Annotated in this window: 16 protein-coding genes; 6 read left to right on the top strand and 10 right to left on the bottom strand. The window is 51.2% G+C overall.

Annotation, left to right across the window (positions count from 1 at the left end):
• Positions 1 to 18 precede the first annotated feature (18 nt).
• From B9G79_RS12540 to B9G79_RS12530, 3 genes are read left to right on the top strand one after another with little or no spacing between them, the layout of a single operon-like run.
• The gene (locus tag B9G79_RS12540; RefSeq protein WP_088565809.1) at positions 19 to 1,245 is read left to right on the top strand and encodes an RDD family protein; all 1,227 of its coding nucleotides are present in this window, start codon (positions 19 to 21) and stop codon (positions 1,243 to 1,245) included.
• Entirely contained in the window at positions 1,242 to 2,225 is a 984-nt protein-coding gene (locus tag B9G79_RS12535; protein WP_088565808.1) for a rhomboid family intramembrane serine protease, read from the top strand. Before B9G79_RS12540 ends, B9G79_RS12535 begins: the two co-directional genes overlap by 4 nt.
• Before the next feature lie 23 nt (positions 2,226 to 2,248).
• Complete coding sequence (locus B9G79_RS12530; protein WP_232468644.1) at positions 2,249 to 3,115, top strand: endonuclease I family protein; 867 nt, start codon at positions 2,249 to 2,251, stop codon at positions 3,113 to 3,115.
• A gap of 441 nt (positions 3,116 to 3,556) precedes the next feature.
• On the opposite strand, the gene B9G79_RS12525 is transcribed toward B9G79_RS12530, so the two are convergent.
• The 5 genes from B9G79_RS12525 to B9G79_RS12505 form a co-directional block, all read right to left on the bottom strand.
• Positions 3,557 to 8,374, bottom strand: coding sequence for a hypothetical protein (locus B9G79_RS12525; protein WP_088565806.1), 4,818 nt, complete (start codon positions 8,372 to 8,374; stop codon positions 3,557 to 3,559).
• 280 nt (positions 8,375 to 8,654) lie between these two features.
• A complete protein-coding gene (locus B9G79_RS12520) occupies positions 8,655 to 9,110 on the bottom strand; it encodes a hypothetical protein (RefSeq protein WP_198298008.1) in 456 nt (151 codons plus the stop codon).
• A gap of 221 nt (positions 9,111 to 9,331) precedes the next feature.
• Positions 9,332 to 12,280, bottom strand: a complete 2,949-nt coding sequence (gene pruA / locus B9G79_RS12515) for an L-glutamate gamma-semialdehyde dehydrogenase (protein ID WP_088565805.1) — start codon at positions 12,278 to 12,280, stop codon at positions 9,332 to 9,334.
• Between the two features lie 106 nt (positions 12,281 to 12,386).
• Positions 12,387 to 12,974, bottom strand: coding sequence for a fumarylacetoacetate hydrolase family protein (locus tag B9G79_RS12510; protein WP_011163753.1), 588 nt, complete (start codon positions 12,972 to 12,974; stop codon positions 12,387 to 12,389).
• Positions 12,971 to 13,462: a phosphoglycerate mutase family protein gene (locus B9G79_RS12505; RefSeq protein WP_088565804.1), complete on the bottom strand. Its 492-nt coding sequence runs from the start codon at positions 13,460 to 13,462 to the stop codon at positions 12,971 to 12,973. The genes B9G79_RS12510 and B9G79_RS12505 overlap by 4 nt, the downstream gene beginning before the upstream one ends.
• Positions 13,463 to 13,540: 78 nt before the next feature.
• On the opposite strand from B9G79_RS12505, the gene B9G79_RS12500 reads away from it, so the two are divergent.
• Positions 13,541 to 14,440, top strand: coding sequence for an Hsp33 family molecular chaperone HslO (locus tag B9G79_RS12500; protein WP_088565803.1), 900 nt, complete (start codon positions 13,541 to 13,543; stop codon positions 14,438 to 14,440).
• A 577-nt stretch (positions 14,441 to 15,017) separates the two neighbouring features.
• Here B9G79_RS12500 and B9G79_RS12495 read toward each other — a convergent pair.
• Positions 15,018 to 17,210 carry a phospholipase D-like domain-containing protein gene (locus tag B9G79_RS12495; protein WP_088565802.1) on the bottom strand — a complete coding sequence of 731 codons (2,193 nt, stop codon included), beginning with the start codon at positions 17,208 to 17,210 and terminating at the stop codon, positions 15,018 to 15,020.
• A gap of 201 nt (positions 17,211 to 17,411) precedes the next feature.
• On the opposite strand from B9G79_RS12495, the gene B9G79_RS12490 reads away from it, so the two are divergent.
• The gene (locus tag B9G79_RS12490) at positions 17,412 to 18,626 is read left to right on the top strand and encodes a sensor histidine kinase (RefSeq protein ID WP_232468643.1); all 1,215 of its coding nucleotides are present in this window, start codon (positions 17,412 to 17,414) and stop codon (positions 18,624 to 18,626) included.
• Between the two features lie 3 nt (positions 18,627 to 18,629).
• Positions 18,630 to 19,295 (top strand): hypothetical protein, encoded by a 666-nt coding sequence (locus B9G79_RS12485; protein ID WP_088565800.1) that lies wholly within the window; start codon positions 18,630 to 18,632, stop codon positions 19,293 to 19,295.
• On the opposite strand, the gene B9G79_RS12480 is transcribed toward B9G79_RS12485, so the two are convergent.
• From B9G79_RS12480 to B9G79_RS12465, 4 genes are read right to left on the bottom strand one after another with little or no spacing between them, the layout of a single operon-like run.
• Positions 19,292 to 20,197 carry a hypothetical protein gene (locus B9G79_RS12480; protein ID WP_088565799.1) on the bottom strand — a complete coding sequence of 302 codons (906 nt, stop codon included), beginning with the start codon at positions 20,195 to 20,197 and terminating at the stop codon, positions 19,292 to 19,294. The genes B9G79_RS12485 and B9G79_RS12480 overlap by 4 nt on opposite strands.
• Positions 20,197 to 20,661: a hypothetical protein gene (locus B9G79_RS12475; RefSeq protein WP_088566881.1), complete on the bottom strand. Its 465-nt coding sequence runs from the start codon at positions 20,659 to 20,661 to the stop codon at positions 20,197 to 20,199. The genes B9G79_RS12480 and B9G79_RS12475 overlap by 1 nt, the downstream gene beginning before the upstream one ends.
• 39 nt (positions 20,662 to 20,700) lie before the next feature.
• On the bottom strand, positions 20,701 to 21,426 hold the full coding sequence (locus B9G79_RS12470) for a coenzyme F420-0:L-glutamate ligase (protein WP_088565798.1): 726 nt from the start codon (positions 21,424 to 21,426) through the stop codon (positions 20,701 to 20,703).
• Between the two features lie 2 nt (positions 21,427 to 21,428).
• Positions 21,429 to 22,430, bottom strand: a complete 1,002-nt coding sequence (locus tag B9G79_RS12465) for an isocitrate/isopropylmalate dehydrogenase family protein (protein ID WP_088565797.1) — start codon at positions 22,428 to 22,430, stop codon at positions 21,429 to 21,431.
• Positions 22,431 to 22,568: the final 138 nt, after the last annotated feature.

Raw genomic sequence — 22,568 nt, 5'->3', positions numbered from 1 at the left:
CAGGCCGATACGATCTGTATGGTATTTCCAGATCTGTCGGCTCCAGAAGTTAAGCCTCATCATCCAAAATCCAGTACAGTGCCGGTGGCCTTTGTGGCCGATCGTTTTATCGCACTGATACTGGATTTTTTGATTTTATCACCCATCGTCAGTCTGCTGGTTGCAGGCCTTGTTCGTCAGACCAAGACTTTCTTTTTGCTGAATGCGAACTCGGCGGAAGGTGTGGTGGCAGCGGGCCTTGTGGTGCTGGCCGTGGTCTTTATTGTGACATTCCTGCAGTCGGTGTTCTTGTATTTCTGGCAGGCGACTCCGGGTCAGATCTTTCTGCAACTGCGTGTGATTGCGTATCCCGTGTATCAGCCGCGTTTGTCTTATGCTCAGTGTGTGATTCGTTCTTTGTCGTGGAGCTTCAGCTTCGTGCTGCTGGCGTTGCCGTTTATGGAAATCCTCAGTCATCCGCTGCGCCGGGCCTTCCCGGATCGTGCCGCCGATACACTGGTGATCACCCTTAAAAAAGTGCATGATGACGGACCTCATCCGCTGGAGTCGCGATTCATTAATTCCTGGATGCGCATGAGCTTGTTGTTCCTGCTGCTGTTCGGAGTGCTGGGTTACTTTAAGACCTATCACAGTCTGATGGCCGGGGAGTACCGTGAAAAAGGCGGCACACAAGTGGCGGCCTGCAAAGAAATGCGCGGCAGTGCGGATCTTGAAGGTGTGGCGCGCCTGGATGCGGCGTTGTCTTTGTATTTGTTGAATGAAATCTCTGGCGAGTGTCTGGATAAAGAAGCGGAAGTGGCGCTGTGGGGTGACCCGGTCAATGCCCAGCCGCTGGCTTATCTGGCCAAATATCTTTTGGCCGACGGCGAAGCCCAGGAACAATATTTAAGCAAAATCTGTGAGGATTCGTCTTCGTCCACGTGCGCGCTGGCGCGCTACATGGCAGAAGAAGGAAGCTTCGATGATCTGGAGCAGGCCGATGGTCGTCTGTGGACGACGAAGTTCCTGAAGTCTGAGGAGCTGTTTGCCTCCAACGACTTTGCCGGCAGTTTGAAAGCGATCGCTGAATTGCAAAAGAATCCGATTCTGCAGTCCGGTCTTGAAAAACGCTTCGTTCGTTCTGTGTGGGCTTTGCGGGATGCCGAGCTGGGCCCGCAAAGTGGCAATGGCGGTCGTATGCCGGCAAGTGCTGCTGAACAGGAAAGCTGGATTGACGATTTCAAAGAACGTTACGAGGTTCCATGATCATCCCGTGCCCGGAAGACTTTAAAGACTATTCCAAGTACCCGCTGACGATCACGCTGGCGGTGCTGAATGTCTTTATTTTTATTCTGATCTTCAGCGGGGTGAACTCGGGCCTGACCTCATCGCCGGTACTGCAAAAAGACGGACTGGTTCTGACGGGCCGGCTGTATTACCAGTATCTGCAAAACATTCCTGCCGAAATTCTGTATGAAAAGCCCCAGTGGGTGCATCAGATGAATTCGGTCAACGCCGAACAAATGGGGATTCTGGGGGCCTATGCGCTCAGGGACCGCCGCTTCCTGAGTGCCGCTGAAGCCGGGACTTATCGCGGTGATGAAGTGCAGATTGCCACTTGGAAAAAGAATATCGCTGAATTCCGCAAAAAATATCAGGAACAACTGCTGTATCGCTTCGGGCTGAGCTCGGGGGCGAAGGGGCCTCTTTCATGGCTGACGTATCAGTTCTCTCACTCCAACTGGATGCATTTGCTTTCCAATCTGGGCTTCCTGGTTTTACTGGGGGCGGCGGTGGAAGTGATGGCGGGAAGCTGGGTGCTTTTATTTGTCTATATGGCGGGAGGCATGGCCGGGGGGCTCGGCTTCCTGTTGTCTGATACCCATGGAGCCGTGCCGATGGTGGGGGCCAGTGCCTCGATCAGTGCGTTGCTCGCATTTTATTGTGTGGCTGAAACTCGAATGCGAGTGAAGTTTCTATATTTTGCATCGCCGATGCCAGGCCATTATGGCGCGATTTATTTGCCAACCCTGCTGATCATACCTTTGTTCCTGATCGTCGATCTGGCGAACCTGTGGGCGATTCCTGAAGGCCTTGGGGGTGGCGTTGCCTACGCGGCCCACTTGGGTGGCAGCGTGTTTGGCGCCATGCTGGGGCTTGTTTGTAAATTCTATATACCCGTTGACAGAAACGTTACCGGTGGGACACATTACCGCGCAGAGGCTGGAGATCACCCCCTACGTTGAAATGGCGGACCCGAATGAAGCTAATGAAGCTCATTAAGTCAGTGATTGTTCTTACATTGTTGTCTGTTGCTGGAGTTGCAAATGCAGCTTCCCAATCCCAAGCGGTCCCATACTATGGGGAAGAGTTCTATCGCGACCTTCGCGCCGGAGTTTCCGGAGAGACCCTTCAAAACCGAATCAAGTCTGTTCTGCAAAGTTATCATATCGCTGTAAAAGGCTCTTATGATCTTGTAGTGAAAAACTGCATGCAGGGGCAAGGTCACTGCTACCGCCACACGGCCATCGGCTATAAGGCGGCCAGAGTTTTCCTGATGGGGAACTACTACCTTGTTAAAGACGGCAATCAGTATGCGGTTCGCGACGTTTACTGCAATTCGGATCGTGGTCCGGAAGACTTCCGCAGCTCTCCGCCTTCTCCGGGAACTATTCCGAACAACACCGTGATCAACGTTGAGCACACCTGGCCACAAAGCCACTTCACTCGTCGTTTCCCGGATGATGTTCAGAAATCCGATTTGCATCACTTGTTCCCGACGGATTCTCAGTTGAATGCCATCCGCGGTAACCATCCGTTTGGTGAAGTCAGCAAAGATGTGATGGAGTTGAAATGCCCGGATTCCCGTTTCGGTATCGGCTCCTCCGGTTCTGACGAGGTGTTTGAGCCACCTCAAAACCACAAAGGGAATGTGGCTCGTGCGTTGTTCTATTTCTCCATGCGCTATGACCTTCCGATTGATCCCCAGGAAGAAAATGTTCTTCGCAAATGGAACCGCGAAGATCCGGTAGATCAGGACGAAATGAAACGTAATGTTGAGATCTTTAAAGCTCAGGGGAACAGAAATCCGTTCATTGATCACCCAGAACTAGCAGACCGCTTGTCTGATTTCTAAGAGGCGGGTGAAAAAGGCCCATCTGACTGCGTTGTCGGGCCTTCTCCTTCTCTTCGACGTGCTTGGAGCACGCCTCCGTTTCGGAGAAAACCCTCCGCCTTGCATCTGAACCTTTTTGACCCACCTTGACTGGTGGGTTTTGTTTTTTGGGGCAGCATCGCTGCGCTCGCTTTTGGATTCAGGTTGCAATCGTAAACACAAAAGAGTTTTAGGAATTTTGAGTTTTGCTTAAGGACTTGGCAGAAAGGGTGGGTTTTTGTAGGCCCCGGGCATAATTCTTAAAAAATCTGTAATAAGTCGCTTGCAATCGAGTTTTTGTTATGCTGCAATCATTTTTACGGGAGGGGTGATACCAAGGAAGGTCTCGGGGAGCATGATGTTCTCACCTCTATTTTAATTAAATTAAGAAAGGCCACTGGAAACAGTGGCCTTTTTCTTTTTCTAGAACCTTGCCTGACGAACCTGGTGCAGGTGGTGATGAGTGTCGATAGGGCCGTTTATATCGCGGCAGTACAGTTTATCCGCCGTGCTCAAGGCGCAATAGGTGTAGTGATTGGGAGCGGCTTTGACGGACTTGAAAGTCACTCCAGCCGGAGTGACTACGCGAGGCGCGTTTTTAAATAAACTGTCCTCCCAGATATGCACTTCTCCACTGGTTGTGATGGCAATAACGTCGTTCACGCTCACTGCAAAGTCTTTGTATGCAGCTCCGCCATTCATAGTGAATGGAACAAGGCTGTTGTGGGCGGTCAGTCCCCCCCAGCAATCCAATGTCGTGCCTCTCAGTGCGCAGGTGATATTGTCGTTCATTCCAAGTTTTGAATAGCTGTGACCACCTTGAACGGCGCTGCCTGTGGAGTTCGTCGTGCTGTTGTTACCCAGTTTTCCGTTTGTATTGTCACCCCAGCAGCGAATTTGACTGGAAGTTTCCAGGATACCGCACAGGCGGTTACCGGCAATTTTGAAATCCGTGTAGCGATTGCTTGGATCCACGGACGTGGGAGTTGATGAATTGCCCGTGCCTCTTTTGATAAGCCCCAGTCCCCAGCAGTAAATTTCATTGCTTTGACTAAGGGCACACATCGAGTCTGTGCCGTGGCTTCCCAAAACAGGCTTAAATAGAACCGAAGGCAGAATTTTTGACGGTTGGGCTGTGAGGGTGTTCGGACAGGGCATGGCTCCTCCGGAGCCAGAACCCCAGCTTTTTAAATGTCCATCGGTGCCCACCGCGGCGGCGCAATAGGTGTTTGCGGTATACCCCTGGATGGCGATCCCACCAGTTGGTGTATAATCCAGTTTTGTACTGGTTGTGGTACCGTCAGCCAGGTGTCCGAAAAAGTTGTAGCGCGCGCAGTACGAGGCGGTGGGGGTTAAAACGCAGGACATGGAGTCTGAAGTTTCCAACACCTTGCCACCTGTGAAATTCACGGAAGGCTGGATAACACGAGGGGTGAGTCTTGATATGGCACTGCCATTATAGCCGCTGCAAACCGCAGCCCCATCGTTGCGTATAGCACAGATGGAAGCTCCGCCATTCACAGCGTAGTCTGTGTATTGACCGCTGTAATCTATCAGAGTCAGCTCTCCGCGGACTCCCTTGACGGCCGTGCGGTAATTGGTGTCATCTCCGAAACAATAAGCCAGGTCGTCATCAGCAATCCCACAAATGGTTCCTTCGTTGGCTTGGACCGTTTTCCAGACCAGGTTGGAATTCAGCAGGGTCGGAGTCGAATAAATCTTTTTTTCCTGTGTGGCAGTGTAGCCGCCGACGATTTCGCCACCCCAGCACTTCAACTTGAAGTTTTCCGTAATCGCACAGGCTTTGGTGTTACTGCCGCTGATTTTCAAATATTTCGTCGAGCCGTCAATAATGGCCGGAGCGGTGGTGGCGGTGTTCGTTCCATTACCGACTTGATAGTAGTCGTTGCGTCCCCAGCAACGCAGTTGCTGGTTGGTCAGCGTGATACCGCAAACATAAGTGTAGGATGTGACATCACTGTACTTCGTTCCGCCATCTACAAGTGTCAGTACTCCATAGTTGGCAGTCGCGTTGTTGGCGATCGTTTTATAAGTGTTTTCTCCATAGCAATAAAGATCATCCGCCAGAGAAATCGCACAAATAGTACCGTGGGATGGAGACACCTTTTTGAACTTCACGACGCCATCGTCAATATACAAGGTCAATCTTGAGCCGTCAGTGGCCCAACAACGAACTCTGTCATCCGAGGTGATACCACAGCCAATATACTGCTTCAGCGCGATGGACTTGTACTTGATTCCCGGATCATAGTTTGTAGCGGTGAAGTTGCCGTAGGCGGCACAGTACAGGTCGTCCTGATCGCTCAGGGCACAGAAATGAATGCGACTTCCGACAACCTGTTTGAAGCGCATGGCTGGTAAAGGCTCTGCGATTCCTGTCGGGGCTGAAGAACCCAGTCCCCAGCAGCGCAGGCGACCATCTTCCGTCAGCGCACAAGCCGGTGGCGGATTGTTGTCACTGCCATGGGCAAAGCTGATAAGTTTTTGCGAGCTTCGCACGGGATCACGAAGCATATAGTGTTTGGAATGATTTTCCCCGACAAAGAACTCTGGTTGATTGGTGTGGGTCAGATACACACCGAGCGTACTGTCTTTGGTTTCAAGGTTGTTGTTCAGGCTGTCAAACGTGACTTGGGCACTAAGTTGTCCGGCCGGAACTTCAATATAACCTGGATAAAGATTGTGGTCGACCATATACAGGGCGTCGCCGTATGTCTGGAAGTAAACGCGGACGGGCGCGCTTGAAAGTGCGCTCAGGGTTACACCCAAAGTCACGCTGCTTTCGCCTTCCGCCACCACTTGGCTTGGGCCGGTGAGTGATGCGTAATTCAGGCCTGACTTCTGCCAGCTGTATACTGTCGCCTGGGAATAGTCTTGCCAAAGGCCGTTCAGACCACTTTTGCCGACGACACAAAGTGTGATGGAGTCGTTGACGCTGAAGGTGGACTGATTCACGAAAAGACCTGCTTCGACACTTTGTTCAGCAGAATATCCCGCGATGGCAGAGCATGAAATACCCACTCCAAATTTGAATTTGTAGCTGGAAACGCCAATTCCGCCGACGATCATGGACAGATTTGGTATGGAGCTTTTGCCGTTCGGAACCCCTGACACTACAGCTACTGGTGGCTGAGTGCTGAGTGTGGTCTGCAGCGAGAAAGTGTCCTGGATGACATTTTGGAATGTCAGGTTGCCGGTAATAGTAACGGTGTCGCCATCATTTCCGGTGACAGTCTGAACAGCACTCCATTCGCCGTTAGAGCATGTGGCGGTGGTCGCCGAGGGGGCGGTGACATTAATTATGGCTCCATTCGGAGAGCATGTTCCGGATAACGTGAAAGACAGGCCCACGTAACCGTTGTCGATCGGATAGGTCGGTGTGACGTGGCGCTGAATCGTGTAGGATCTCGAAGCCGAAGCCACAGTAGCCCCTGCAATCACTAAGTCTGCATCGACGTTGATGGTTGTATTGTTGGGAATATTTCCAATTGGGAACGACTTGCTCCACAAGCTTTGAGGTGTACAAGTTGTTTCGCCCGAATAGGTTCCGGAGATTTTAACAGTGGCTCCGCCGTCACTGCATATACCGGTAAATTCCACAGTCGTGCCGAAGTATGAAGAATTAGCAGGGCCGACAATGGAGATGCTCGAAGGCACATAGGCAATTGCAGCCGAGACACATTCTGATTCGTTGCCAAAAGTGTCGCGGAATCGAGCATGTAATGTCAGATTTGTATTGCTCGTTTGCGCGGTGAACTGGTTTACAGGGGCGATGGTTTTCCAGATGCCACCCGCAGTGCATGAAGAATCTTCGGTCAAATAATACTCTTTCAAGTAGGAGGGAACATTAAATGACACGCGCAGATTTTTAGAGCTGGTTTGGGACGCGCCGTCATTAATTGTGATTTCCTGGCGGATGGCGTTTTTCGGCATCCAGTAAACAAGAAAACCGGCGTCGGTATTTTGACCATCCGACTGGAAGTTAATTGTGAACGGACCGGGCTGTGTGCTGGTCAGAGGCATCAAACCGCTTGGCACAAAGGAGCCAGAGAAAGAATAGATAGTCTGACCTTGTTGTTTGACGGACAGAATATCTTTGTCTGTTTCGGTTTGGATAGTGGTGGCCGGAACGATATCCATTGCATCGGTTGTATTGACAGTGAAGGCGCAGTTTTCATTGTTATTATAGCCGGGGGATTGTGGGTAGAGGCTGGCTCGAACCATACCGAAGGCCGCGCTGGAAGAGCCCCCCGAGCAGATGTCATAGTCGGTGCTTACGTCGACAATGGGAATTTTGTCAGTAAAACACTGGCTGACAATTCCAGTGGCTGTTCTGAACTTTGCGGAAACTGAATAAAGAGCCGGTGTGGCTGACGGCAGACTCCAGAGGTGGGCCCCGGCGACACGGGCCTGCCAGTTTTCAGCACCCGTGCAATCAGCATTATTAAACAGAGTGTAGCTGGCGAAAACCTGAGGAATATAAAATCGCAGAGTCACAGACTGATCCATCGCGAGTTTCATTTGCATGGGATTCAGCAAAATCCCCATAGCGCCGGAGTAGACTTCAATTTTTTTAACGGCCGAAAGATTCCCGGCAGCGTCTTTGGCCTGCAGGAACAGATATGACTTTCCGTCGGGGAAGGTCACGTTGCTTTTCAGATTTGTGTAAGGTTCAGCAGCAAAGGTAAACAGGTCCGTTGTCGAGACGAATGAGCGGAACGTACACTTGTCATTCAGATTCTGACAGTCCCAACTGATATAGCCTTTATCATTCAGGATGATATCGGGCATCGCCAAAAGTTGCGGCGGGGTCGTATCTTTGTTCAGCGTGACAGTGGCGGACTTGACGTTTTTGGTGGCATCCTTCAACTCGGCTTGTTCAACGGTCAGATCAACTTCGCCGTCCCCCAAAGAAGTCACATCAAGTTGGTATTGCCATAGGCCTGTTTCTGGGCAGGTGAGTGTTTCTTTTTCCACCGAGCCCAGCTTCAGGGTCACAGTACCTTCAGTGGCATCACAATGCCCTTGAAGATTCAGTGTTGAAGTGCTCAGGTCCACATAGTCTGTGGCCGGATCGGTGAGCAGTTTGAAGTCTTCTTTGGTCAGAGCCTGAATGACGGAATCCAAGGTACATCCCGTCAAAAGACAGGTCAGCAGAACAAGGAAACCCCTTGAGATCGCTTTAATTGGATTTGGTGGCAACGTACCGTAAGAGATCATGATTTCTTATCGGAAACCACGGACTTTTTTGTGAGTTTTCTTTCTCGAGAAGTGTTCGATTTTCTCCGCAGAAATTTCATCTTCAATTTATCGCATCTGGTAGCTCCCGGGTGGAGGTTCTTGTCTTGATTTGAGATAGGCTGGAGTTCGTGTGTAAATTAAAATTGATTTAAGGTGTTTGCGGCGTCCGCCGATAGCTGCTTTTACAGTCCGGCTTACAGCATTGAAGAAGACATCCGCTTTAAATAAAAAAAGCCGGCGTTGAGTGCCGGCTTTTTGTCTATTGTTCGAACTGTTTGAAAAAATCGGGATTATAGCTTTCCATCAGGGGAGTTTCGGGAGAAGGCATTTTGCCTTCGTTCATCCACTTTAGAACATTCTGAACAAGCAGAACATCCATGACATAAGCTTTGGTATTCAAAAGTGTACCACCAACACCCTTGCGGCCCCACGGTGGGAAAAAGACCGGGTAGCACTTCAGATTTTCGGTAACGGTTTTGGTGAACTCCGCGACGGTGATGTCGGGGACCGAAGCCGTGGCTGCAATCAGCAGAACCTGCTCCTGGTTCAGAGCTTCACAGTACAGTCGCTTGCCTTCTGCCGCCCGTTCTTTGTTGATAACGTTCAAAGAGCGCTGGGTCTGCTCAAGAAAATCAAAAATAAAACGGTCCGATGTCACGGCCTGAGCGGGGACAGTCAGCATGAGAGCGATGGCGAAAAGCAGAAGGTGCTTCATATAAATCCTTAGTGGTGAGGGATTAAAAATCAATACCGCAAACAATGCAGGGGCCGGGCCAGCTCTATTAAATTTAGAATGGGATTGAGGCTGGGGGGCGTGAAGTCTTTGCCAGAAGGTGTTTAAAGAATGGGCGTTCCCTGGCTGGGCTAAAGGGAAAAAACAAAAAGCCCCTGGGGTGACCAGGGGCTTTTGGGTGGTTTTCTTGAATTGAAGGGAAACTATTCTTCCGCCGGAGCAAAGCCGCGACGAAGAGTGTTCTCGGTCACGCACGCTGGCTCCATGTACTGTTTCAAGTAATCCGGGCCGCCGGTTTTAGAACCAACACCAGACATCTTGAAGCCACCGAACGGATGACGGTCGACCATTGCGCCGGTGATGCCACGGTTGACATAAAGGTTTCCGACTTCCAGTTCTTCTTTCACGCGAGCGATGTTTGCCGGGCTTCTAGAGAACATACCGCCCGTCAGCGCGTACTCGGTGCTGTTGGCGATTTCCAACGCCTGATCCAGATTTTTCGCGCGGATCACAGCCACCACCGGGCCGAAGATTTCAGCCTGAGCCAGCTTCGCGTCGCCTGGAACATCACCAAAGATTGTCGGCGGGGCAAAGAATCCGCCGCCAGGAACCGAGCCCTTGAACAGCAGTTTGTGATTTTTTTCTGCTTCCGCAATCGTTCCCAGGATGCGGTCGTAAGCTTCTTTGTCGACAACTGGACCCATGTAAGCTTTTGGATTTTCAGCCGGGTGGATTTCGATGGATTTCGCTGTTTCCACTAGACGGTCCACGAAACGGTCGTAAACTTCATCCAGCACGATCACGCGGCTGGCAGCAGAACATTTCTGACCGCTGAAACCAAACGCAGAATAGATCACGCCATCAACTGCTTCATCCAGATCCGCATCGTTGTCGATGATCACGGCGTTTTTACCGCCCATCTCGATGATGCAACGTTTGACGTGCTGCTGGCCTGGCTGAACCACCGCTGCGCGGTTCATGATGTGCAGGCCCACGGCTTTGGAACCTGTGAAGGCGATCGTGGTCGTGTACTTGTGGTTCACGATGTACTCGCCGACCTCTTCACCGTAACCCGGAAGGAAGTTGATCACGCCTTGTGGGAATCCGGCTTCCTGGATCATTTTCATCAAGCCCCAGGCAACCACTGTGGACTGCTCTGCAGGTTTCATCACCACGGTGTTGCCCGCAACAGCCGCCGCAGTCACCATGCCGGCCAGAATCGCCAGAGGGAAGTTCCAAGGAGCAATCACCGCCGTCACACCACGGGATTTGTAGATGTAGTGGGACAGTTCACCCGGCAAGCCACCCACGCGAAGTGGTTTTTGCAGCTCGCGCATGTGGCGGGCATAGTAACGGCAGAAGTCGATCGCTTCGCCGATATCGCCGTCAGCTTCCGCCCATGGTTTACCTACTTCAAGGACTTGCGTCGCAATCAGTTTGAAGCGGTCACGGGTCATGATGTCAGCAAGTTTATCAACCAAAGCGGCGCGCTGTTCGCAAGGAACGTTCTTCCAGGTTTTGTAAGCAGTTTGCGCTGCTTGCATGGCTTGTTCAGCCTGCTCCGTTGTTGCCATCTGGATCTTACCCACGATCTGATCGGACTGGGATGGATTCACACGGTCAAAGACTTTGCCGGATTGAAGTTCTTTGTTGTTGATCACGATGTTCACGTTCACTGGCAAAGAGGCTTTCGCATCAGCCAGTGCTTTTTGCATTTTTTCGCGATCAGCCTTCACTGCGAAATCCAACAGCGGTTCGTTATAGAACTTGCCAGGTTTTTTCGGAATAACCGGAGACGTCGGAGTCAATCCTTGCGCCGGATCTTTCAAAAGCTCCGCCATGGATTTGTTGTCGGCGAATTTGCCACGCAGCCAGGATTCGTTGGACGTGTTTTCCAGAAGACGGCGCACCAGGTACGCCATGCCTGGGATCAGTTCCCCCACCGGAGCGTATTCACGCATACGGTAGCCCATGTCCACGATGGTTTTTTTGATGGGTTCTGCCATTCCGTAAAGCATTTGGAATTCCAAAGCCTCTTTCGGGATGTTCAGTTTCTCTGCGTAAAGCATGCACGCCGCCAAAGTTCTGACGTTGTGGGATGCAAAAGCAGGGCGGATGGATTTGATGTTTTCCAGAAGGTACTTCGCGCACAACTCGTAGTTGGCGTCGGATTCAGCCTTGTTGGTGTAAACCGGCACCGGCCAGCCACGCTGTTCAGCTTCGATGGTTTCGTAATCCCAGTAGGCTCCCTTAACAAGTCGAACCCAGAACGGAGTGCCGCGTTTTTGCGCGAACTCTGTCAGGGATTTGACGTCTTCGAAGGAATCGCGCAGGTAAGCCTGAATCACGATGCCAAAAAACTTGTAATTTTTGAATTCAGGTTCGTTGATCAGCTCTGTGAACACTTCCAGTGTCAGGTGTTTGACAGAGTACTGTTCCATGTCCAGATTCACGAACACGCCTTTTTCCATGCCCAGACGGAACACCGGGCGCAGACGGTCTTTCAGGATTTTTTTGGATTCATCCCAAGCCGCATCTTTGATCTGGGAATAAAGTGCCGTCATTTTCACGGACACGTTCACCTTCGGCAAAGCGCCTTCGTGATCGCGGTCGATTTGCGGAACTTCGTCCCATTTCTCGGCGTCTTTCGCCAGCCAGGAGATAAGCTCCATGTACTTGTTGCTGTAATCTTGCGCCTCTTTTTCAGACAGCGTCGCTTCACCCAAAATGTCGACAGTGAAGGTCATTTTGTTTTTGCGGGCTTTTTTAAGAACCGGCAAAGCTTCATCCGGGCTTTCACCAGTGATGAACATTTTTGCCATACCCATAACGTTCTTTTTGATAGCACCAGCCATCAGGCCCGGAGCCAAAGAGCCCAAGCCCAGTCCCACGTTGAATACCGGAGGCAGAGTGCCACCGTCTTCAGAGAAGTATTCTTTCAAGTGGCGCGCGACTTCATCACCCGAGTTGATGGAAGGAAGCACGTCCACGAAACGGAACATGTTGGTTTTGAATTTTTCGTTTTTCATGCTCCATTCCATGATGGAGCCATACCAGAAGTCTTTGGAGAAAATGGAAGCCTTGGATTGGCTTTCCATGCGTTTCAGAATCTCTTCACCACGGGAGACAATTTGCGACTGAATGTCGTTCATATGCTTTTACCTCTACAGAAGGGCCGCATATTCTCACGGGGATATAAAAATTCAAGCGATTAGTGTTCCGGGAATAGGGGTGGAAACAGGGTATTGACGCAAATGGCTAGCGAGCCAGCCATTGGTGTTTCATTTTGCCCACGATTTCGGCTTCCAGAGCGTCGCCACGGCGAATAGGGCCGACCCCGGCCGGAGTGCCGGTCAAAAGCAGGTCGCCGGGTTCAACCGGGAAGTGCTGGCGCACGAATTCGATCAGGTTTTCCAGAGAAAAAATCATCTGGTTGGTGTTCCCCATCTGGCGGGTTTCCCCGTTGATTTTTAGAATAATTTCAAGGTTCTTCAGCTCTTCCAGATCGTCCACCGGGAAGAACGCCGAAAGAGGAGTGGCGCCCTTGAAGCTTTTGGCCAGCGTCCAGGGATGGCCTTTGGATTTCAACTGATTTTGCTTGTCCCGGTCGGTCAGATCCAGGGCAATGCAGGCTTCGTCAATCTGCAGGTTTTCATCAAACTGCAGCGCCAGTTCCACCTCGTGGTGAACCTCTTTCATCCAAGCCGGCACAACCAGTTCTTTGGCGGCCAAAGTGGCGGTGCTTCCGGCCTTCAAAAAGATCATCGGTTCGGTGGGAACCTCGTTACCCAGTTCTTTTGCGTGTTCAGCGTAATTACGGCCGACAGCCCAGATATTGCGAATCATAGTTGAATCCTTTTTAGTTCGATGAATTCAAAAACGCCGTCGGAATTCACATGAAAACCGACGTGCTGGCAGGGACTCCAGTGGGAAAACTCAGCATCAGAGAGATCTTTATCAGCAGGGGCCACACCCATGGCTTCAACCACCCAGTCATAGTGGGAGCACATGAAAATTGTCGCATCTGTTTTGGTGGCGGCATTTTCCAGAAGCTTGCTGATGCGTTTACGAAAATCACTCAGGGTTTCGTCGCCTTTTTGTTCTAGCAGCGCGTCCTGGGTGATCAGCGGCAGACCCAGATGCTGGGACAGGGGGCGGAAGGTGCTATGCGTGCGCTTTTTAGGGGACACCCAAAGCTCCGTCGGTCGCGGCAATTCCTCTTTAAGCACCTTGTCGAGCAGTTTGGAGGCTTGCGCATGTCCCTCGGCCGTGAGATCGGGGTCTCCGGAAAAATCCATGGCTTTCTGGGCGTGTCTAAAGACGTAGATCTTCATTGCGGGGGGCTCTCTTCTGCTTGAAATTAGGGTCTTGCTTTGTTAGGTTCATTTTTCCATAAAGTCCGGGAGTTTGTCATGAGTAAAGAACGAGTTCATCGCTTCGTATCCAAAGATCTGACTGTGCGTATTGCCGCAGTGAATGCGACTGAAGTCGTTCGACATATGCAGGGTCTGCAAAACACTTATCCCTTGGCCACGGTAGCCGTGGGCCGCAGCATGGTGGGCGCCCTTTTGATGGCGGCTCAATTGAAGGACGATCAAATGGTCGGCCTGCTTTTCCGTGGTAACGGCCCGCTGGGAAGTGTTTATGCAGAGGCGTCCTACAACGGACACGTGCGTGGTTACACCGCAAACCCACAATACCAACCAGCCAATTATGACAATGGTTTGTCTTTGAAAGACGCCATCGGCATCGGTTTGTTGAGTGTGGCTCGACATCAGCCATTCCAAAAACAACCGTTCCAAGGAACTGTTGAACTGGTCAGCGGTGAAATCGGGCAGGACATCGCCCACTATCTGCACCAGTCCCACCAAATCCGATCATTGGTTTCTTTGGGTGTATATCTGGACACTTACGGCAAAGTCCGTTCTGCCGGCGGCGTACTGATTGAAGTCATGCCTGGCGTGGACGAAGCGGTCGTGGAAAGAATCCAGAAAAATTACGAAGACAAAAAACCAAACATCTCACAAATGCTTTTGGACGGCGCCACTGCCGAACAATTGGTGGCCCCATTCATGGATGGCATCCCGTTTGAAGAAATCGAACACAAACCGGAAGTTGAATATTTCTGCCCATGCACCAAAGACCGCGTGATGCGAGCTTTGGAACTTTTGACGGTGGAAGATTTCGAAGACATGATCAAAAAATCCGAACCAGTCCACGTGACTTGTCAGGTTTGTGGTCGTCCTTACGAAGTTTCCATTCCTGAGGTTCAGGAGCTTAAAGACAAGCTTCACAAAGAGTCCCTTCACTAGTTAGTTCTTCGTAGCGCGAGGTTTGCAGGCCAGCAAGGCCTTGCCCGGCGCTGCGGGAGACACGGCATCCTGCCTCGTCGCTTCCGCCTGCGGCGGAGGGCCATCCAGGCCCCGCGAAGGTCTCCCTTCGGCCAGCCAAGTCCTTCCTGTCCTGCAATCATCTTCGAATTTCTAGAGTAGGGATCTTTGGAATGGTCTCTAAGCTCATCCACAGAAATAAAGACAGCGCAGGCAATACCAAACCTGACAATCAACGTCTGCGCGAGATAAACGGAAGTCCGTCGTAAAAGCGTCGTCAAAAGAAATGTGTCGACAATTTCATTCGTAAGAACCTGGAACTTCGCGCGCGTGAGCAGTCGTCTCCTCTAATTTCTTTTTAAGTCATTTCGTTCGAAGACGGATTGGGGAGGTCACCGGGCTTTCCCGACCGCAGTCGGCCTTCGCGGGGCCTGGATGGCCCTCCCACCGCAGGTGGGAAGCGACGAGGCACGACGCCGTGCCGACGGAGTGTCGGGAAAGCCCGGTGACTTCCCCAATCCCCCCGTGTTCAAACCAAATCCCGATTTCAAAAAAAGAATTAGAAGAGCGAATCTCCCCAGTCGATTAGGGTCGAGTTGATCCAGCCTACTTTTTCTTGGGCTGTGATGCGGCGGCCTTTGCTGATGTAGTCTAAGGCCTCTTTGCGCATTTCTAGCGCGGTGGGGCCGTGCAAAATCAATACGCCGCTTTCAGTGTCGTGGATGAAGCTTCGGCGGTTCATGTTAACGCTGCTGATGAAACTCAACTTTTTGTCGATCACCAGAATTTTCGAATGCATGATCGAATTGGGTTGGGTCCATTCGTAAATTTCGACATTTTTCAGGTGGCGGTTGATGCCTTGTTTGTTCACGTCTTCGGCGATCTTTGGCGTGCCGTCACCAGCCAGATGAATACGGGTGATGATCTTCACTTTGACTTTGCGCTGAACAGCGCGATCCAACGCTGCACTGATTGCCACGGACGGGCGGAAGTACGGTGTGGTCAGCAGCAGTTCTGATTGGGCTGAATCAATCATGTCGATATAGAACTTTTCCAACTGATAGCCGTCAAAGTAAGGCATCGAAGTGATGTGACGAACCAGTGGTGCGGCATAAGGAAGTGAGCGCAGGCGCATGACCTGATCTGCTGTGGCTTCTTTAGGCACGTTGATGTTTGTGGACCGGTGGCGCTGGGTTTCTGGATCACGCATCCAGAAGGACAGCATCTGGGCCATCACGGATTTTACGAAGGCATAACCACGGATTTCGATTTCGAAATCGTCATAATAAACATAAGCCTCTTCGCCATCGCCGTAGTTCTTCAGGTATTTGTACGCCTTATAGAAAGGTGTATCACTAAATATATAAGAATCGCGAATGTTGCGGCCCCCGGTGATCAGGAAGCTGTCTTTGGTGTTGGTGCTGGAATGACCAACAATCAGTTTCGTGTGATTCACCCGGTGGAACTTGTCAAACCAGCCGCCGTTGTTTTCATCAGACAGTACGTATTTATAGTACTGCACTTTGATGTTCGGAAGACCCTGTTGCAAGCGATCCAGAATCGCCTTGTCCTTTTTAGTCATAGTGACTTCCGGGACCAGAATGCGAATCTGTGTTCCTTGCTGACCATGATAGCGAAGAGCACTGGACAGCACCATGCCATAAAAGTCCGCCGAGAAGTTCAAAGAAGAAACCCAGATGATGTCAAACTTCGGAGCTTTGGAAAAATCCAGCTCGGCCAGTGGATTCTTTTTGTTGAAGTCCCTGCGGCTTAGTGGTGAGCCCGTTAGCGCCAGGATCTTTTGATTGATCGACACGTAAGGGTCACGCAGATTCACCAGTTTGTCGAAGGTCTGCGGGCAGGTTGTATAGTTGAAGTCCTGCTTCCAGAAGAACGCGGTCACGTCGTTGCCGAAGTTCCCATCGGGACGGGCGCAGATGTCGATTTGGTTGGTCAACTTGATCCACTCCTGGGACACGCGGCCCAGATCCACCAGCTGCAGACCGTTGGTCCATGTTGAGGACTTGTCGGGATCACGGAACGAGAACTTACAATAGTTCACACGTGGAGTGAATTTCACTCTTATTTTCTGACCGTTTTCACGGTTGTAGTACCAGTTGAATTCATACACACGGCTTTGCTTTTCGCCCGAGAAAATCCATGAGCCAGGATGAATGATGTCGCCATCACACTCCAGTCGTGCTTTCAGGTATTTTTTCTGCTGGTTGCTTCTTTCGTCACGGAAAGGACTGTTTTCAACCGGCAAGTCGTTTTCAAAGCGCAGAATGTAGGTGCCATAAAACATATGTTCAATCGGGAAGGAGCCCTGTTGGGAGCCGAATTTGAAGTCATCCATTGAACGGATTCTAAGCACTTCTTCTTTTTCAAACAGGCGGGGGCGGAAGGTGGCCTCAAACCACGGACCCAGGCCCGACCATTCACGCAAGTAAAGCTTCGAGGACAGCTGGTTGATCTCGGCGTTGCGCTCTTTCAGCAAGGCTTCAACATAGGGCCAGTTTTCATGGGCATGATCGAGGTCTTTTCGAAACTTTGCGTTTTCCTGTCCTTTTTGGAATAGCTCCTGATTGTACTTCCAGTCTTTGTTCCAATAACGGGAAAGTTCGACGTCGATTTCCTGAATGCGGTTGGCGCGTTCATCGTCATACATCACAGAGCTCGGTGCGCGCTGCGGGCCCGTGCATGAAGTCAGTAATGTGATGGCCAGTAAAAGGCCTCCCAAATGCTTGTTCATCAGATACTAAAACGGCTGCTCAGAGGGAAAAGTTAACGATTTTCTTTAAGAAATTTCCAAAAATTAACATCACCCTGTTTCGTCGCCTGAACAATCTTTAGACACCTCTTTCGGGGTCTTGGTTGAGGGCAGGGCGGACCGGGCTTTGCTTGTGTTTAAGGTATGGAAAACACAAGATCTTCGTCTCAAAATGAGATCCCCGTGAAATGGCTGTCGGTCTTTGCGATCGTAAGTCTGGTGGTCGCCGTACTTAGTTTCGGCTACGAAGTTCACCGCGCCCAGGATTCTGTTCGTCAATACGTCGGGATTTGGGAAGACGATATTGCCCGCGCTAAACTTTTCCAGGGCGACCCAACATTGCAAAATAAAATTCTGAAACAGCTTAAAGAAGTCCACACGGCCGTTGTAAAAAGCGAAGTTCAGAACCCTGAATCCCTGCAGTGCCTGATTTCCACGGAAGTGCCAATCACCCTGAACTCTTTGCCAGCCGGTAAAATGGCGGTGTGCTTCGGTCTATCCGAGTTGGCGGTTAAAGCTCTGACTTCACCGGTGTTTATGTTGGGTGTGGTATTGGGTTTGATTCTGTTGGGGTTCGGCTATCGTCGTGAATTTTTGGCGCGTCTGCACGAACAAAAACTTGAATCTGAACTTGCTCGCAACAAAGAAATCTCAGAAATTTCCCGCCAGGTGGCCCATGATATCCGTGGTCCGTTGATGGCATTGACCACTTTAAGTCTCCTCCAGGTGGCCCATGATATCCGTGGTCCGTTGATGGCATTGACCACTTTAAGTCAGTTGTCCCATGATATGAGCACAGAAAAGAAAGAGCTGTTTGATCACGCCGTAGCCCGTATCAAAGGCATCGCCGAAGATCTGCTGGCGAAGGGTCGCAAGCAAAATACGCAAAGCAGCTTGCCGGTTGTGAAGACCGTGCAACCTGATTTGACGGATTTGATGGATTCTTTGTTGAAAGAGTATCGTTTCTCACACCCTGCGGTGAACTTCACATGGCATAAACACATTCATTCTGATGCGGTGAAGGTGAATCTGGAATCAGTGAAAATCCAGCGTGTGGTCAGCAATCTGCTGAACAATGCCCTGGAAGCGCTGCCGGAATCAGAGGCTTCGATCAATCTGACTTTGATGGAGCGTCAGGATCACTGGCTGCTTCAGATTATGGATAATGGCAGCGGTATCCCTGAGGACATTTTGCCAAAACTGGCGCAAGAGGGCGTGAGCTACGGCAAAGACAACGGCAACGGTTTGGGTCTGTATGATGCCAAGAAAACTCTGGAATCGGTGGGCGGTGACCTGCAGATTCGTTCCCGCGTCGGTGTGGGGACTCAGGTGGTTCTGCGATTCCCCAAGCCGGTCGAGGCGGGGCTTGACCGCGCGGTGGCGACTCATCATCCTTAATCCATGTACCGCTCATGGAAATATCTGGTTGTAAAAAATGAACAGGACCTGAAGAACCGCGAACGCCTGCAAAGACTGGCAAGGCATCGCGGGCTTCCGGGCTTTTTGATGATCTTTGTTTTCGCCGCATGTGCCCTGATCAGCCTGGGGCTTGCCGGTTTCTTCTTGCAAATGGCTTATTCCCATCAGCTTCCGATGTGGTCCTCCGTGGGCAGTGCACTGGCGATGTTGCTTTTGGCGGGGACTTTTGTTTTTGGTTCCCGCGTGTTTTTGCGGGAACGACGTCTGGACGTATTAAGAAAATTTTTGCGTCACCCGGAAAGTGGATGCTTTGTTGTCGGGAAGCTGACGTCATTTAATTACGTTGCGGGCGACAGCCGCAAGCTTTCCCGCTATTTCGTGGAAGGTGAAGCGGAAGGGCCGCAGGGGCAGTCGTTGTTTGTGGGGGAATTCTTTGATGCCGACATCTGGCCCTTCACCACAGAGGAAGGCGACCGTCAGATCCAAAAAGATGATGACTGGTATGACCTGAAAGGAAAGCGCCGAACGCTGCCGGTGCCGGCCTATTTTGTCTGTGAAGCGAAAGATCCAAAAATCGGGGTGATGGTGGGCATCGATCAGGCGTTGTTGAATGATGCCCTTAAGCGCAGTGACATGAAGACGGTCTAGTTGTCGATCTCAATTCCCAGAACGTTTTCGATGGTCTTTTCATAGATGTCTTTTTTCTTGGCTTTGACCGGGGCCGTCTCGCGACGGCGCTCGCTGCCAGCAGCGGCTGGGAAGGCGGCAAACAGATCGCGCTCTTTGCCATCAGCACTGATTTCAAACTTGAACTCGCGGTCCTTGCAAATCGCGATCAAAGCTGCCGTGCCACTGAAGGATTTGGCCGTCGTGATTTGCAGTTCGCTGATATTCAGGGTGGTGATCTTGATTTTCAGATCCTGCTCGCGCGGATTTTCAATATTTTCAATGGCACACGGGAAAGTCAGCAATGTCGGATTCTGATGACTTGCGAACACCTGGGCGGGGAATGCCGGTTCCTGCGGAGTTGTGCCGGTGAACTTCATTTCACTGACCACCAGACCCCAGGGGTTTTCCAGGCTGCGCTCGGTGGTGTTCAGACGGATTTGTGTGGTGGCGAACAGTTGGTTCTTTTGTGTGTCTTCGGTGATTTGAAGTTGCAGCAGGGCCTTATAGCTGCCATCGGAAAGAAGCTTTAAGCTGATCAGGCGTCCGATCTGGGACATGTTTTTCTGCTGCACTTTTTCACGCAGGCGGCTGACTTCGCGGATGCGCTCTTCACCCAGCTTGGGCGCCATCAAAAATGCCAGCGAGGTTTGCGACTGCCAGAAGTTGTTGGAGTCATAGTTAAAGAAACGCTCCAGATACTGGCGCAGGAAGGTCATGCGCTCCATTTCGCCCATCTGGATGTTTTGCAGGGATTCTTTCCCGGCATCAATGGTCACGGCGACCACACGCGGATTGTTCTTAAGCTGCCAGTACAGGTAAGTGACGACCGAAGCCCAAATCACCGACGCTGCCAGCAGGACCGACAAAACCCGCGTTTTCATTATTCACCTTTTTCCAAAGGCAGAATTTCTATCATCTGATCGCGGTGGTATTTTTTGTTCGGGCCTTCATCAACCCACTGGTCAATTTTGTAAAGTTTGATTTTGGCTTTGCCGCTTTGGAAGTATTTTTTGTCCGCTTTGCCAGTGGTTTCTTTCAGCAAAGTGGCAGGGCCATTCTGGAAGAAATCCAACTGAGCCTTCATTTTTTCAGTTTCCAGGCGCATCAGTTCCATGTCTTTTTCGTCGTTATAATAGTAATTGGCAGCCACAGCAGAAACGACCCCCAGAATGCCACCCCAGTACAGGGCATGCAGTTCAGGACGTTCATCTTCAGGGGCGGTGGCAGCACCAATCGCAGCCCCCACACCGATACCGATTCCGGTGGCAGCCAGACGGCTTTTTTGGTTGGTGGCACAGGCAGACATCAGCAGGCAGAATCCAAGAAGCAAACACATTGATTTCATGTAACCAATGTTAAGTTTAAAACCGGGATCAGGCAAACTCTACTTCATGAGATGTTTGTAAAGAGGCAGGTACATGTCGTCTTCGGGAGCAAACTGCAGATCCTCACGTCGGGGATTTTCATTGAAAGTCACCGGTGCATTCAGGATCAGGGCCAGCGGACAGCGTTCCGCCGCTTCACCCATCATCAAAACTGCCGAGACAGCCAGACTGTCGGCGAGATTGATCTTGGTCATCTTCAGTTCACGGCCAAAGATGTCCTTTTCACCCACCATATTGCGAACTGGATCAAAGCCTGCAAAGGACAGGGCAATACCGGTCACACCGTTGCGCAAAGGACTGGTGTGGGAATCCGTTACGATGATACCCAGGTTTTTAAGTCCTGTGCGCTCGCAAAGGGACCGGCGCAGTTTTTCCGCAGAAAGATAGGGATCCTGCGGGTACAGGATATAGTCGCCGTTTTCAGAATTGGATTCATCAATCCCGGCCGCAGGCAACAGCAGACCTTCTTTGATCGTCAAGGACACGCCGTGACCGATTTCACCCAGGTAGTGATCAGCCTCGCGGCGGATCAGGTCTTTTTTGTCGATGCTGTTTAAAGGAACCAGGCGGTTTTCCGCCAGAGAGATCACTTTGGAGGTGATGGCAAGAAGGACTCCTTCCTGCCATTGGGATTTTTCGACATGAGCCAGGATGAAATCCACCAGATCCCCACCTTGATGGAAGATCGCTGTGCGAACCGGAGAGATCATCAGTGGCTTTGTCATAATTAGTGACCCAGGCGCTGGATGATGGCGTCGGTGAAGGACACTGTTGTGCCTTTACCACCCAAGTCACCAGTTCTTGCGTTGACGTCAGAAAGTGCGGCAATCAAGGCCTTCATGATCGCATCGGCTTTGGCGTTTTCGCCCACGTGCTGAAGCATCATCACTGCAGATTGCAGCAAGGCTGTTGGATTGGCTTTGTTTTGACCTGCGATATCCGGAGCAGAACCGTGAACCGCTTCAAAGATCGCGTGATTTGCGCCGATGTTTGCGCCTGGAACCACACCCAGACCGCCCACCAGACCCGCGCACAGGTCCGAAAGAATGTCGCCGTAAAGGTTTTCAGTCACGATCACGTCAAACTGCTGAGGTTTGGTCACCAACTGCATGCAGGCATTATCAACGATAACGTCTTTGGTGGTGATGGTTGGATACTGCCAGCCCACTTCCTGTGCCACTTTCAGGAACAGACCGTCGGAAAGCTTCATGATGTTGGCCTTGTGCACGATCGCCATGCGAGGCTTGCCGGTTTTCTGAGCCAGATCGTAAGCATAACGGGCAATGCGCTCAGAACCTTTGCGGGTGATGCGCTTGATGCTTTCAGCAGTGTCCTCATCGACCATGCGTTCGATGCCCGCATAAAGGTCTTCGGTGTTTTCGCGCACGATGGTCAAATCCACGTCAGAACAAACACAGTGAACACCAGGCAAAGAACGAACTGGGCGCACGTTGGCGTACAGATCGAACTTTTGTCTCATGGTCACGTTGATGGATTTATGACCGCCACCCACTGGAGTGGTTGTCGGGCCTTTGATTGCCAGCTTGGTTTTGTTGATGGAGTCAATGGTGGTCTGAGGCAAAAGTTCGCCCACAGAGTTCAGGGCCACTTCACCGGCCTGATGCTCTTCGTATTCGAAAGGAGCGTGTACGTGTTTAAGAACGCGAACGACCTGAGTCATAATCTCTGGGCCGATACCATCGCCGGGAATCACTGTCAGTTTCATCATGAGGGGACCTTTCTGGTTGAAAGGTTTTTACTTATCAAAATTGCGGTCTTTTTCCAAGGATTGAACGTCGCGCGCGCGGCTGGCGGGAGGAGCTTTTCTTCAGCTCACCACCAGGGAAGGTAGGATGTGGGATGTGTT

This window comes from Bdellovibrio bacteriovorus (assembly GCF_002208115.1).
In the GTDB taxonomy this organism is placed as follows: domain Bacteria; phylum Bdellovibrionota; class Bdellovibrionia; order Bdellovibrionales; family Bdellovibrionaceae; genus Bdellovibrio; species Bdellovibrio bacteriovorus_C.
Note: the sequence above shows the minus strand (reverse complement) of the source record. Positions and strands in the feature narration are given on the sequence as shown.

Bases quoted from the DNA above. Each gene is read 5' to 3' on its own strand.
- B9G79_RS12535 (WP_088565808.1), top strand. From the start codon at position 1,242: ATGATCATCCCGTGCCCGGAAGACTTTAAAGACTATTCCAAGTACCCG.
- B9G79_RS12525 (WP_088565806.1), bottom strand. From the start codon at position 8,374: ATGATCTCTTACGGTACGTTGCCACCAAATCCAATTAAAGCGATCTCA.
- B9G79_RS12530 (WP_232468644.1), top strand. From the start codon at position 2,249: ATGAAGCTCATTAAGTCAGTGATTGTTCTTACATTGTTGTCTGTTGCT.
- B9G79_RS12520 (WP_198298008.1), bottom strand. From the start codon at position 9,110: ATGAAGCACCTTCTGCTTTTCGCCATCGCTCTCATGCTGACTGTCCCC.
- B9G79_RS12495 (WP_088565802.1), bottom strand. From the start codon at position 17,210: ATGAACAAGCATTTGGGAGGCCTTTTACTGGCCATCACATTACTGACT.
- B9G79_RS12540 (WP_088565809.1), top strand. From the start codon at position 19: ATGGTATTTCCAGATCTGTCGGCTCCAGAAGTTAAGCCTCATCATCCA.
- B9G79_RS12465 (WP_088565797.1), bottom strand. From the start codon at position 22,430: ATGATGAAACTGACAGTGATTCCCGGCGATGGTATCGGCCCAGAGATT.
- B9G79_RS12500 (WP_088565803.1), top strand. From the start codon at position 13,541: ATGAGTAAAGAACGAGTTCATCGCTTCGTATCCAAAGATCTGACTGTG.
- B9G79_RS12480 (WP_088565799.1), bottom strand. From the start codon at position 20,197: ATGAAAACGCGGGTTTTGTCGGTCCTGCTGGCAGCGTCGGTGATTTGG.
- pruA (WP_088565805.1), bottom strand. From the start codon at position 12,280: ATGAACGACATTCAGTCGCAAATTGTCTCCCGTGGTGAAGAGATTCTG.
- B9G79_RS12510 (WP_011163753.1), bottom strand. From the start codon at position 12,974: ATGATTCGCAATATCTGGGCTGTCGGCCGTAATTACGCTGAACACGCA.
- B9G79_RS12475 (WP_088566881.1), bottom strand. From the start codon at position 20,661: ATGAAATCAATGTGTTTGCTTCTTGGATTCTGCCTGCTGATGTCTGCC.
- B9G79_RS12485 (WP_088565800.1), top strand. From the start codon at position 18,630: ATGTACCGCTCATGGAAATATCTGGTTGTAAAAAATGAACAGGACCTG.
- B9G79_RS12505 (WP_088565804.1), bottom strand. From the start codon at position 13,462: ATGAAGATCTACGTCTTTAGACACGCCCAGAAAGCCATGGATTTTTCC.
- B9G79_RS12470 (WP_088565798.1), bottom strand. From the start codon at position 21,426: ATGACAAAGCCACTGATGATCTCTCCGGTTCGCACAGCGATCTTCCAT.